Raw genomic sequence first — 12,351 nt, 5'->3', positions numbered from 1 at the left:
CGAATGCGTTTCCTAACATCGCCGGATCCGGCATTTTCCCTTCGCAATTCCGGAGGCGAAACCGGTTCCCACTTTCGCTGGAATTGCTTTATCGTAACAGACAATGCTCGTTTGGCGACCCGCGGGCAATCTGTAACGGTAAAATCTCAGGGAGATGACGGCATGGGCGAGGAGAGGATCATCGCGCTCGATATTCCGGGCTTCGGCACGGTGAGCGAGGCGACCAGGGGTTATTTCGACAAGTGCGAGGAAAAGCTCGGCCTCGTTCCGAACGTGCTGAAGGCCTATTCCTTCGATGACAAGAAGCTGCGCGCCTTTACCGACATGTACAACGACCTCATGCTGGGCCAATCGGGCCTCAGCAAACTGGAGCGCGAGATGATCGCGGTGGCCGTTTCGTCGGTCAACCACTGCTACTACTGCCTGACGGCGCACGGCGCGGCGGTGCGGGAACTGTCGGGCGATCCGAAACTCGGCGAGCAGATGGTGATGAACTACCGGGTCGCCGACCTGACGGCGAAGCAGAAGGCGATGCTGGACTTCTCCGTCAAGCTGACCGAGGCGCCGGCCAAGATCGAGGAAGCGGACCGGCAGGGGTTGCGCGAGGCCGGCTGGAGCGATCGCGACATCTGGGACATCGCCTCGACGGCGGCCTTCTTCAACATGTCGAACCGCATGGCGGCGGCCACCGACATGCAGCCCAACGACGCCTATCACGCCATGGCGCGCTGACGGTTCAGCCGGCCTTCTCGCGCCGGTCGTCGCGGTCCTCGTCCTCGCCGCCGCCCGCGCCCGGGCGCGGGCCCATGGGCTTTGCCGACATGGGAATGTCGGCGGCGCCCAGCGCCTGCCAGATCAGGAAGCTGATGTCGGAGGAGAAGCGGTTGGGGCCATCGTCGAGGCCCCTGACCCAGAAGGTGACGGCGAAGGCGATCCGGTATTCGCCGAAGCGGCGGATTTCGGTCTGCGGCGGTTCCGGATCGGTCAGGACGCGCGGATCGGAGGCGACGGCCGCGTCGACGACGTCGCGCACGCGGGCAAGGTCCGTGCCGTAGGGGACGAAGAAGCCGACCTCGAAGCGCTGGCTCGGGTCATCGCGGGTCCAGTTGATGAAGCGGGTGGTGATGAACTTCTCGTTCGGCACCATGATCTCCTTGCCGTCGAAGGTCTTCAGCACGGAGGAGCGCATGTTGATCTTCGACAGGATGCCGGCGCGGCCGTCGTCCAGCTCGATGTAGTCGCCAGCACCCATGGAGCGCTCCAGCAGCAGGATGATGCCGGAGATGAAGTTCGAGGCGATCTGCTGCAGACCGAAGCCGAGGCCGACACCGAGCGCGCCGCCGAAGATCGCCAGCGCGGTGAGATCGAGGCCGAGCACCTGCATGAGCAGGATGACGATCAGCGCGAAGAGGGCGATCTCGAACAGCTTTGAAAACAGCTCCCGGGTCGGCGGATCGATCGATTCCTGTCGGTTGATGACCTTCTGGCCGTAGTCGTTGGAATGGCGGCCGAGCCAGAAGAAGAAGGCCCCGGCGATGGCGCCCTTGATCAGGAAGAGCGCCGACAGGCGGATGTTGCCGACGGCGATCGCCACGGAATCGAGCCAGAGGAGCGTGTCGTCGAGCCAGCCGAAGGCCCAGAGCACGGCCGCCGGCACGCCAACCCAGGTGCCGGCGCTGCGCAGGAGGGGATTGGCGATGAAGCGCTGGATGGCGGAATAGAGCAGGAAGGCCAGCGACAGCGATTGCGCCGCGCGGATCAGCCAACTGGAGCCGAGCGCGCCGTCGGCGGCCTGGATCCCGGCGCCGAGCAGGGCCACGGCGAGGAAGGGACGGACGAGATCGCGGCCCTGGAAGAGCAGGCGCCGGATGTAGAGAAACCGGCCCTCGACCGGCTCGTCCTTCAGGCCGGGTGTCTTGCGGACGATGATCGGCGCGGCGATGCGGGCCAGCAGGAGCGCGGCGAGGACGATGCCGATCTGACCGTAGAAGGCGGGCTCGCGCATCCATTCAAGGACGGTTGAAACCCAGGGCTCCACCCAGCCCCGCAGCGTGTCGAGATAGTCCATGATCGCCCCCATCTTGCGGTTGCGATGTCATTGCAGACTGCACGCAGGAGGGAAGAGGGTGCCGGGGCGCGCGCTGTTAGACCAGCGTTCCGGGCTTCAGCCCGTCGAGCGCTACCTGGGCTGCGGCGAAGAAGGCGCCGACATGTTCGCCATCAACCAGCGCGTGATGCACCTGGATGGACACCGGGACAACGAGGCGGCCGGCCGCGTCCTCGTGGTAGCGGCCCCAGGCGATGCGCGGCACGCAGTCCTCCGGTCCGCGCAGGGCGTGGGTCATGGCCGAAAAGGACAGCCAGGGCAGGCAGGACAGGAACAGCCAGGCGTCCTGGTCGGCGGTAGTGTCGGTCAGTCCCTGCTGTTGTCTGGCCGCCTCGATGGCCTGCGAACACGTCCGGTCGAAACGTTCGAAATCACGGTTGCGGCCGACCTCGCAGAAGGCAAAGCCGCCGGCTTGCAGCGGGACGGTGAAGGAGGCGCCGACGGCCTCGTGTTCGTAGACCCGGTCGCCGGAAAAACGGGTGCGCAGTTCCGGCACCGCATTGCCACCCTCGGTGATGGCGTAGACGCAGGCATTGAAGACCGACACGCCCTCCGGCTTCAGCCGGCGGACGAGGCGGCTGACGTCAAGCGGTGCGGTGATGGAGAAATGCGGCTGGGCATAGGCCCGGAAGTGGGCGAACTGGCCGGCGCGCGGCCAGGTCGCGGTGTCGATGGGGCGGGCGCGGCTCATGCCGCGCCGAGATTGCGGATCTTCTCGAAGCGCTTGCGCTCGTGGGTGTCGAGGTAGAGCTTGCGCAGGCGGATCGACTTCGGCGTCACTTCCACCAGTTCGTCGTCCTGGATCCAGGACAGGGCGCGTTCGAGCGTCATGCGGATGGGCGGCGTCAGCTTGACGGCCTCGTCCTTGCCGGCGGCGCGGACGTTGGTCAGCTTCTTGCCCTTGAGCACGTTCACCTCGAGGTCGTTGTCACGCGAGTGGATGCCGATGATCATGCCGGCATAGACCTTGGCGCCCGGATCGATGACCATCGGGCCGCGATCTTCCAGGTTGAACAGCGCATAGGCCACAGCCTCGCCCGCCTCATTGGCGATCAGCACGCCGTTGATGCGGCCGCCGATCTCGCCCTTGTAAGGCTGGTAGTCGTGGAACAGGCGGTTCATGATCGCCGTGCCGCGCGTGTCGGTCAGCAGTTCCGACTGGTAGCCGATCAGGCCGCGCGTCGGGCAGAAGAAGACGAGGCGCTGGCGGTTGCCGCCGGAGGGGCGCAGTTCGACCATCTCGGCCTTCCGCTCGCTCATCTTCTGGACGACGATGCCGGCATGTTCCTCGTCGACGTCGATGACGACTTCCTCGACGGGTTCGAGAAGCTGGCCGTTGTCGTCCTTCTTCATGACGACGCGCGGGCGCGAGACGGCCAGTTCGAAGCCTTCGCGGCGCATGGTCTCGATGAGGACGGCGAGCTGCAGTTCGCCGCGGCCGGAGACGTAGAAGGAATCCTTGTCCTCGGCTTCCTCGATCTTCAGTGCGACGTTGCCCTCGGCTTCCTTGAGCAGGCGGTCGCGGATGACGCGGCTCGTCACCTTGTCACCCTCGGTGCCGGCGAGCGGGCTGTCGTTGACGATGAAGCTCATGGTCACCGTCGGCGGGTCGATCGGCTGGGCCTCCATGGGCTTGTTGACCGAGGGGTCGCAGAACGTGTCGGCGACAGTGCCTTTCTGCAGGCCGGCGATGGCGACGATGTCGCCGGCGCGGCCTTCCTCGATCGGCTGGCGCTCAAGGCCGCGGAAGGCGAGGATCTTGGAAACGCGGCCGGACTCCAGGAGCTTGCCGTCACGGTCCAGCACCTTGACGGCCTGGTTCGGCTTCACGGACCCGGAGGCGATCCGGCCGGTGATGATGCGGCCAAGGAAGGGGTTGGCTTCCAGGATGGTGCCGATCATGCGGAACGGGCCTTCCTCGACGGTCGGCTGCGGCACGTGCCTGACGATGAGATCGAACAGCGGAGCCAGGCCCTTGTCCTTCGGACCTTCGGGGGCCGTGTTCATCCAGCCGTCGCGGCCCGAGCCGTAGAGCACGGGGAAGTCGAGCTGCTCGTCGGTGGCATCGAGATTGGCGAAGAGATCGAAGACCTCGTTGAGCACTTCGTCCGGACGGGCGTCCGGGCGGTCGATCTTGTTGACGGCGACGATCGGCTTGAGGCCGACCTTCAGTGCCTTGCCGACGACGAACTTGGTCTGCGGCATCGGGCCTTCGGCGGCATCGACCAGCAGCACGGCGCCATCCACCATGGACAGGATGCGTTCCACCTCGCCGCCGAAGTCGGCGTGGCCGGGCGTGTCGACGATGTTGATGCGGGTGCCGTTCCATTCCACCGAGGTGGCCTTGGCGAGGATCGTGATGCCACGCTCCTTTTCCAGGTCGTTGGAATCCATGGCGCGCTCGGCGACGCGCTGGTTTTCGCGAAACGCGCCGGATTGCTTGAGGAGTTCATCGACCAGTGTCGTCTTGCCATGGTCAACGTGCGCGATGATCGCGATGTTGCGGAGAGTCATATTGTATCCCGGAAACTGGGGCGGGGCATGATGTCAACGAACGCCCGCCAATGCTCTTGGGCGGCCTCATACAGGATTTTGTGCAATTGCGAAAGGGGGGAGGTCAGAGCAGGGCGCGGGCCCGCTCGCGCGCCTCGGCATCGGCAGCGATCACATCGGCCAGCGAGGCGGCGGATGGCCAGGTCGCCATGGCCTCCATGACACGCTCGACGGTCTCTGCCATGGCGAGAAAGCCGAGACGGCCGTCGATGAAGGCGTCCAGCGCGACTTCCTTGGCGCCGTTCAGCACCGCGCCGGCCACGCCTGCATGGGCGAGCGCCTGGCGGGCGAGGCGCAGGGCGGGAAAGCGAGCCTCGTCCGGGGCCTCGAAATCCAGCTGCGCCAGTTTCGCGAAGTCGAGCCGCTCGACAGGCATGTGGGCGCGGAACGGCCAGGCGAGGCAATAGCCGATGGCGGTGCGCATGTCCGAGGGACCGAGCTGCGCCAGGACCGAACCGTCGGCATAGGCGACCATGGAGTGGACGATCGACTGCGGGTGGACGATCACCTCCACCTGGTCCGGGGCGACATTGAAGAGGTGCCTCGCCTCGACCATTTCCAGCGCCTTGTTGAACATCGAGGCGCTGTCGATGGAGATTTTTAGGCCCATGGACCAGTTGGGATGGCGGCGCGCCGTCTCCGCCGTTACGCCAGCCATCTGCTCGCGTGTGAAGGTCCGGAACGGCCCGCCGGAGGCCGTCAGGATGATGCGCTCGACGGCCCGCTTCTGGGCCGGGTCGAGGACCTGGAAAATAGCATTGTGCTCGCTGTCGACGGGAAGCAGCGTGCCGCCGGCCTCGCGGACCGCTGCGATAAAGAGATCGCCGGCGGAAACGAGGCATTCCTTGTTGGCCAGCGCCATGACACCGCCATTGGCCGCGGCGGCGAGCGTCGGTTCCAGGCCGGCCATGCCAACGATGGCGGCCATGGTGATGTCGGCGGGCCGTCCGGCGGCCTCGATCAGCGCGCCGCGTCCGGCCGCCGCCTCGATGCCCGTCCCCGCGAGCGCGGCCTTCAGGTCGTGGTAGCGGCGTTCATCGGCGGTCACCGCGACCTCGGCGTTCACGGCCTTCGCCTGCTCGGCCAGCAGCGCGACGTTGGACGCGCCCGTCAGGGCCACGACGTCGAAGGCCTCGGGGCCGCCCATGTGCGCGATCACGTCCAGCGTGTTGACGCCGATGGAGCCGGTAGCGCCGAGCACGGAGATGCGCCGGTGCGAGATTGCGCTTGGGTCAGGCGTCATGCGGCTGAAATCCTGTTCCAGATCGTGGCCGCGGCTTACCCCGCCACGGCTGGCGGGACAAGCCATCTTCGGATCCTGTCAGCAATAGAGCTCGATGCCAATCTGCTGGGCCGGGTTGTAACGGTTGCCGTGGGCAAAGCCGACCGGCAGGATCTGCTCGATCTCGGCGCGCTCCTTGTCGCCCAGCCGGATCTCGAGGCTTTGCACCAGCTGTTCCAGGTGAGCCGGCGAGCGGGTACCGGGAATCGGGATCACATGGTCGCCCTGGGCCAGGGTCCAGGCGACGGCAAGCGCCGACGTGGTCCAGCCATGGTCGCGGGCATAGGCGCGGAAGGCATCGACGCGGGCATTGTTGGCCGACCAGTTCGGCTCCTGGAAGCGCGGATTGCTGCGGCGGAAATCGTTCTCGCCAAAGGTGGACGGATCGGGCGCGGTGTCGGCGAAGATGCCACGGCCGACAGGCGAAAAGGCGACGAAGGCGGCGCCCAGCCGCTCGCAGGCCTGGACCAGCCCCAGTTCCGGCAGGCGGGTCCACAGCGAATACTCGTTCTGAACGGCCATGACCGGGTGCACGGCGCAAGCGCGCTCCAGCGTCGACGGGGCGATCTCCGACAGGCCGATGCCGCCGATCTTGCCCTCGCGGACCAGCTCGGCCATCGTGCCGATCGCTTCCTCGACCGGGATTTCCTCCTCGCGGCGGTGCAGGTAGTAGAGCGGGATGTGGTCGACGCCGAGACGCTTCAGCGAGCCGTCCACCGCCTCGCGGATATAGTCCGGACGGTTGTTGAAATGGCGCTGCGGCTTGGGAACGATGCCGCACTTGGAGGCGATGACGAATTCGTTCGGATTGTCGCGGATGAATTCGCCGATCACGCTTTCCGACAGGCCCATGCCGTAAAGCAGCGCGGTATCGAGATGGGTGACCCCGAGATCGAGCGCCTTCTTCAGCGTGGCGAAACTCTCTGCCTTGTCGGTCGGCCCGTAAAAGCCGGCGAAGCTCATGCAACCGAGCGCCAGTGCGCCCACTTCCGGTCCGTTCGCTCCAAGCCTGCGCTGTTCCATGCGTCACCCCTTTTTCGTTCACGGGTGAAGGAATAGCCTCCGAGGCGCGAAGGGCAAGCCCCGAGGCAAAGAAAAACGGCGGGCACCCGGCCCGCCGTCCCTGTCCGGGAGATGGAGATCAGGCGCTGCGGACCGGGTCCAGCGTGATCTTCCAGAGTTCCTGGTCCTCGCGGTCCATCAGGCGGACCGTCATCTGCCCGGTCTGGCCGTCGATGTCGACGAGGCCGAAGAACTGCAGGCCCATGGAGGGCGGCAGGTTGGCGCCCTGCTCGGCGGTCGGGGCCTTCACGTATTTCACTTCCGGGCCGAAGGTCATGTCGAGATCGTTCGGGCCGAAGGTGCCGGCATGCAGCGGGCCAGAGACGAATTCCCAGAACGGGTTGAAGTCCTGGAACTGCGCCTTGGACGGATCGTAGTAGTGCGCGGCGGTGTAGTGGACGTCGGCGGTCAGCCAGACCGTGTTGTCGATGCCGGCATTCTTGATGAAGCGCAGCAAGTCCGCGATTTCCAGCTCACGGCCGCGGGCCGGGCCGTTGTCGCCGTTCGATACCGCCTCGGCCCCGGCCTTGCCCTTCCAGTTGTCCCAGACGATGAGACCAAGGGGCATGTCGGCGGCGATGACCTTCCAGGTGGCCTTTGAATTGGCCAGCTCGCGCTTGAGCCACCTGACCTGCTCTTCGCCCAGGATGCGGCTCTCCGGCGTCATCTCCGTTTCCATCGACGGGCCGTTCGGACCGCGGTAGGAGCGCATGTCGAGGAAGAAGACGTCGAGCAACGGACCGTAGGCGATCTTGCGGTAGACGCGGCCCGGTTCGGCCGGGGTGTAGCTGATCGGCGTCATTTCGTGGAAGGCGCGGCCTGCGCGGGCGGCCAGGACGTGGACCGACTTCTCGGTGTAGCGATTGTCGCCGGTGAGGTCCTTGGCGTCCGACCAGTTGTTGACGACCTCGTGGTCATCCCACAGGAAGAAGGTCGGGCAGATGGCGTTGAGCGCGCGGACGTGCTCGTCCATCAGGTTGTACTTCCACTGGCCGCGGTACTCGTCCAGCGTCTCGGCCACCTTGCGCTTCTCGTCGATCAGCACCTTGTTGACCCACTTGGAGCCGTCCTTCAGATCGACCTCGTCCTGCATGGCGCCGTCGGCATAGATGGTGTCCCCGGAGTGGAGGAAGAAATCGGGCGTGTGACGCGCCATGGTGGCGTAGGTCTTCATGCCGGTCTCGTCGATACCCCAGCCCTGGCCGGCGGTGTCGCCGGACCAGGCGAAGCGGATGTCTCGGCGACCGGCCGGCGCGGTGCGGAAACGGCCGATGACCGGTTCGGAGGTGGCGTTGAGATCCGACAGGTCGGCGGCGGTCATGCGGAAGAAGATATCCTGGTCCGACGCAAGGTCCTGGACGAGACGCTTGACGGCGAAATCGCTGTCCGGGAGCGCGTTCATGGCGGTCAGGCGAACCGGGTTGGCGAAGTCCTCGGTGGTGGAAATCTCGGTCATCACCCGGGCGGCGCGGTCGGTCCGGCCCCAGATCATGCCCGAACTGGTGTTGACGTCACCCGACTGGACACCGTGGGTGAAGGACGGGCGCTGGTTGGCGCGCGAATAGAAAGGCATGGCAAGGCCGGATGCGGCCACGAGGCCGGCAGCGCCTGCCGAGGCCATGAAGCCGCGGCGGCTGACTTTCATCAGTTTCGACATGACAGGTTCCCTCAATTGAAAAAAGCGCCTCTTGCGGCGCGCGGGAACCCTCCGGTCTTTCCATGACAGGGGCTTGTCGGTTTTGTTTCGGTTCGACCAATCTTTTGTGACGCACCTCTAAAACAGGTGCGAAAAGGCCCAGGTCGCGGCCCGGGCCCCGATCATGACATCGACGGCGGGATCAGTGGCGGAAGTGGCGCATGCCCGTCGTCACCATGGCGATGCCGTGTTCGTCGGCTGCCGCGATCACCTCGTCGTCGCGCATCGAGCCGCCCGGCTGGATGACGGCGGTGGCGCCGGCCTCGACCGCGGAAAGCAGGCCGTCGGCGAAGGGGAAGAAGGCGTCGGACGCCACGACACAGCCCTTCGTCAGCGGTTCGGCCAGACCGGCGGCCTCGGTGGCGTCCAGCGCCTTGCGCGCGGCGATGCGGGCGGAGTCGACCCGGCTCATCTGGCCGGCGCCGATGCCGACGGCGGCCAGGTCGCGGGCATAGACGATGGCGTTGGACTTGACGTGCTTGGCGATTCGGAAGGCAAACTTCAGGTCCGCCATTTCCTTTTCGCCTGGCGCCCGCTTCGTAACGACCTTCAGGTCGAGGTCGTCGACGACGCCGTTGTCGCGATCCTGGACCAGCATGCCGCCGGCCACGGTCTTCGCGGTGATGCCGGCCGCACGCGGATCGGGCAGGCCGCCGGCGACGAGCAGGCGGAGGTTCTTTTTGGCGGCGACGATGGCGCGGGCTTCCTCTGTGGCGTCCGGGGCAATGATGACCTCGGTAAAGATCTTCACGATCTCCTCGGCGGCGGCCGCGTCGAGCGTCCGGTTCAGTGCGACAATGCCGCCAAAGGCCGAGACGGGATCGCAGCGCAGGGCGTTGAGATAGGCCTCGCGCAGGTCGCCGCCTTCGGCGACGCCGCAGGGATTGGCATGCTTGATGATGGCAACGGCGGCGGTGCGGGCCGGGTCGAATTCGCCCACCAGCTCGTAGGCGGCGTCGGTGTCGTTGATGTTGTTGTAGGAAAGCTGCTTGCCCTGGAGCTGGGTGGCGGTCGCCACGCCCGGACGCCGGTCGCCGGACAGGTAGAAGCCGGCCTTCTGGTGCGGGTTCTCGCCGTAGCGCATGACGGAATGCAGGCGGCCGGCAACGGCGCGATGGCGCGGGGTTTCCAGCTTCAGTGTCTCGGCGAACCAGCCGGAGATCGCGGCATCGTAGGCGGCGGTGCGGGCAAAGGCGGCCGCGGCAAGGCGCTGGCGGAAGGCATAGGTTAGCTGGCCGTCATTCGCCTGCAGCTCGTCGAGAACGGCGGCGTAGTCGTCCGCGTCGGTGACGATGCCGACATAGGCGTGGTTCTTGGCGGAGGCGCGCACCATGGCCGGGCCGCCGATGTCGATGTTCTCGACGGTCGAGGGATAGTCGCCGCCGGAGAAGCGGACTTCCTCGAAGGGATAGAGGTTGATGACGGCCAGGTCGATCGGGCGGATGCCGTGCGTTTCCATGGCGGCGGCGTGTTCGGCATCGTCGCGGATGGCCAGCAGGCCGCCATGGACAGACGGGTGCAGCGTCTTGACGCGGCCATCCATGATCTCCGGAAATCCGGTGATGTCGGACACGTCATGCACCGGGATGCCCGCTTCCTTGATCGCCTTCGCCGTGCCGCCGGTCGATACCAGTTCGACGCTGAGATCATGCAGGGCGCGGGCAAATTCCACCAGGCCGGTCTTGTCGGAGACGGAGAGAAGTGCCCGGCGGACACGGACGAGATCGGGGGCGGGGATTTTCTTGGAGGGAACGGCCATGGACGGCGGACCTTTCGCTAGGGGCGCACGGAAACAGGGATTGGCGGGCAGTTAGCACACCCGTGGCGCCGTTCCAATGTTCACCTTGGACGCATGTGGGGACGATCGATGTCAGGCCGCTCTCGGGGTGCCGGTGACGCGCGTCAGGCGCCAGCGGACATCGGGCAGTTCGGAGGCATTGAAAGAGATGACGATCTGGCGGGTGCGCGCGGGACCGGCAATGCCGGCAAAGAAGATGGAATCCTCGATCGCCGGCCGCGCGCCGCCGGTCGTGAAGACCCAGGTCTCGCCGGAGGCCGCGGCCAGCGTGACCTGGCCATGCTCGTCCTGCCAGACGTCGATATCCGGGTGGACGTGGAAGCGAAGGGCCACGGCGTCGCTCTTCGCGCGCGGCGGTTCGCCGCCCGGGCGGTAGAAGCGGTCTGCGCCGTCGAGGATATAGCCGTTCTCCCTGAGCAGCAGCATGCGCTCGTGGATGATGCCGAAGCGCGGGCCGTAGCCGTCGTGGCTGGCAGTGAAGGAGCGGAAGCCATCACCGTCGTCGCGCTGGCAGGGCGTGTTGCGGGGCCCCTGCACCAGGGGCGCGCCGATGACGTCATAGGTCCAGCCGCTGCTGGCGAAGCGGGCGGATGAGGTATCGTTCAGCGTGGCGGTGGAATGGGCGGCCGTTGCGCGCGACAGGGGCAGGTATTCCGGCGGGCCGAAGACATCGATGCCGCAGTTGACGATGAAGTGGTGACGGCCCGACGAGAGTTCGAAGGACAGACAGCCGGCATGGGCCCGGCCGGACACGTCGACCGGCGGAGCGGCGCCGGTATCGGCGATGACGGTCGTCTGGCCGAGCTGCAGACGATTGAAGCCGGAATGGGTGGCATAGGTCAGCGGGGCGCCCTGCGTCTCGTCGTGCTGGAGAATGGCCATGATCCGGTCGGGGCTTGTGGCCCCGGCGCCATTGAAGCGGGCGAGGTTGCCGTCCTGGTGGCGGAAGAAGCGGAGCATGGGCAGCATGCGCTCGACTGCCGGCACCAGTTCCGGCGGCGGGGTCTCGCCCTGCGTGGCATAGGTCTGGCGCAGCGGCAGCAGGTCGGCGAGCAGTTCCAGCACGGCCATGGGGCTGCGGGAGACGTGGCCGCCATCGGGCAGGATCTGCTCTTTCAGTTCGGTGTCCAGCCGTTTCGCCGCCTGGCGCACGGAGGCCGGGCTTTGCGGCAGCGACAGGCTGGCCATGGCGATGGCGACGCGGGCGCGCAGGCGATCCTCGCCTGCCGGCATGTCCGGAACCAAGGCGCGCAGGTATCGGATCTGGGCGCTCAGCGATTTCAGGAACGTGCGATAGAAGGGCAGTTCGCAGCCCTGCAGGACCACGGTGGAATGCTGCAGCCAGGCAATAACGCGCGTGGCCGTGACCGCCGGCTGCCAGGCCGGACCCGAGATCCGGCCGCCATGGATGGCGATCCAGTCGGAGACCAGCACCCGGGCATTGGCATTGGCGAGATCGGTGCCGGCTTCGCGCATGTGACGGAGCCAGCGGAAACCGTGCAGGGAGTCCGTCCATGCCCTGTTGGCCACGTTCAACTGGAACGGGGATTCGCCGCCGGTCTCCACGATGTGGCCGGCAAGGGCAAAGCGGCCGGCATAGATGTCGGCGGCGATATGGCTGTCGGCAAGGCGAAGGTCGGGCGGGGCGACGAGAACACGCTCCGGCGCACGGCCGGAAAACCGCCAGCGATAGAGCGGGCCGACGCGCATGCGCAGCCGCGCGCGACGCCACATTTCGCGCAGCACCAACGGCCAAAGCCGCGGCCTGTCAGCGGCGGTAATCGCCAAGCGCGAACTCCTCCTGTCAGAACCCCTCTTGGAAGAGTAGACGATTCAAGGCCTTATGCGAAGCT

Annotated in this window: 9 protein-coding genes; 1 reads left to right on the top strand and 8 read right to left on the bottom strand. The window is 66.4% G+C overall.

Going from position 1 to position 12,351, the window contains the following annotated elements; genetic code table 11:
• Positions 1-162 precede the first annotated feature (162 nt).
• Positions 163-732 (top strand): peroxidase-related enzyme, encoded by a 570-nt coding sequence (locus tag CSC94_RS00210; RefSeq protein ID WP_099302535.1) that lies wholly within the window; start codon positions 163-165, stop codon positions 730-732.
• A gap of 4 nt (positions 733-736) precedes the next feature.
• On the opposite strand, the gene CSC94_RS00205 is transcribed toward CSC94_RS00210, so the two are convergent.
• The 8 genes from CSC94_RS00205 to CSC94_RS00170 all read right to left on the bottom strand — a co-directional run bounded on the left by CSC94_RS00205 (position 737) and on the right by CSC94_RS00170 (position 12,286).
• Positions 737-2,068, bottom strand: a complete 1,332-nt coding sequence (locus tag CSC94_RS00205) for a mechanosensitive ion channel family protein (RefSeq protein WP_165784277.1) — start codon at positions 2,066-2,068, stop codon at positions 737-739.
• 76 nt (positions 2,069-2,144) lie between these two features.
• Complete coding sequence (locus CSC94_RS00200; RefSeq protein ID WP_099302531.1) at positions 2,145-2,798, bottom strand: chloramphenicol acetyltransferase; 654 nt, start codon at positions 2,796-2,798, stop codon at positions 2,145-2,147.
• A complete protein-coding gene (typA, locus tag CSC94_RS00195) occupies positions 2,795-4,621 on the bottom strand; it encodes a translational GTPase TypA (RefSeq protein WP_099302529.1) in 1,827 nt (608 codons plus the stop codon). The genes CSC94_RS00200 and typA overlap by 4 nt, the downstream gene beginning before the upstream one ends.
• A 103-nt stretch (positions 4,622-4,724) precedes the next feature.
• Positions 4,725-5,903, bottom strand: a complete 1,179-nt coding sequence (gene dxr, locus CSC94_RS00190; RefSeq protein WP_099302527.1) for a 1-deoxy-D-xylulose-5-phosphate reductoisomerase — start codon at positions 5,901-5,903, stop codon at positions 4,725-4,727.
• A 78-nt stretch (positions 5,904-5,981) separates the two neighbouring features.
• The gene (locus CSC94_RS00185; RefSeq protein WP_099302525.1) at positions 5,982-6,965 is read right to left on the bottom strand and encodes an aldo/keto reductase; all 984 of its coding nucleotides are present in this window, start codon (positions 6,963-6,965) and stop codon (positions 5,982-5,984) included.
• A 118-nt stretch (positions 6,966-7,083) separates the two neighbouring features.
• Positions 7,084-8,661 carry an alkaline phosphatase D family protein gene (locus tag CSC94_RS00180; protein WP_099302523.1) on the bottom strand — a complete coding sequence of 526 codons (1,578 nt, stop codon included), beginning with the start codon at positions 8,659-8,661 and terminating at the stop codon, positions 7,084-7,086.
• Positions 8,662-8,842: 181 nt separating this feature from the next.
• Complete coding sequence (gene purH, locus CSC94_RS00175; protein WP_099302521.1) at positions 8,843-10,459, bottom strand: bifunctional phosphoribosylaminoimidazolecarboxamide formyltransferase/IMP cyclohydrolase; 1,617 nt, start codon at positions 10,457-10,459, stop codon at positions 8,843-8,845.
• Between the two features lie 111 nt (positions 10,460-10,570).
• Positions 10,571-12,286: a heparinase II/III family protein gene (locus CSC94_RS00170; protein WP_165784276.1), complete on the bottom strand. Its 1,716-nt coding sequence runs from the start codon at positions 12,284-12,286 to the stop codon at positions 10,571-10,573.
• Positions 12,287-12,351: the final 65 nt, after the last annotated feature.

The organism is Zhengella mangrovi, assembly GCF_002727065.1.
GTDB lineage: Bacteria > Pseudomonadota > Alphaproteobacteria > Rhizobiales > Rhizobiaceae > Zhengella > Zhengella mangrovi.
Note: the sequence above shows the minus strand (reverse complement) of the source record. Positions and strands in the feature narration are given on the sequence as shown.

What these genes read in the sequence shown, in the direction of transcription:
- CSC94_RS00210 (WP_099302535.1), top strand. Translation starts at nt 163, where the DNA reads ATGGGCGAGGAGAGGATCATCGCGCTCGATATTCCGGGCTTCGGCACG.
- CSC94_RS00205 (WP_165784277.1), bottom strand. Translation starts at nt 2,068, where the DNA reads ATGGACTATCTCGACACGCTGCGGGGCTGGGTGGAGCCCTGGGTTTCA.
- CSC94_RS00200 (WP_099302531.1), bottom strand. Translation starts at nt 2,798, where the DNA reads ATGAGCCGCGCCCGCCCCATCGACACCGCGACCTGGCCGCGCGCCGGC.
- typA (WP_099302529.1), bottom strand. Translation starts at nt 4,621, where the DNA reads ATGACTCTCCGCAACATCGCGATCATCGCGCACGTTGACCATGGCAAG.
- dxr (WP_099302527.1), bottom strand. Translation starts at nt 5,903, where the DNA reads ATGACGCCTGACCCAAGCGCAATCTCGCACCGGCGCATCTCCGTGCTC.
- CSC94_RS00185 (WP_099302525.1), bottom strand. Translation starts at nt 6,965, where the DNA reads ATGGAACAGCGCAGGCTTGGAGCGAACGGACCGGAAGTGGGCGCACTG.
- CSC94_RS00180 (WP_099302523.1), bottom strand. Translation starts at nt 8,661, where the DNA reads ATGTCGAAACTGATGAAAGTCAGCCGCCGCGGCTTCATGGCCTCGGCA.
- purH (WP_099302521.1), bottom strand. Translation starts at nt 10,459, where the DNA reads ATGGCCGTTCCCTCCAAGAAAATCCCCGCCCCCGATCTCGTCCGTGTC.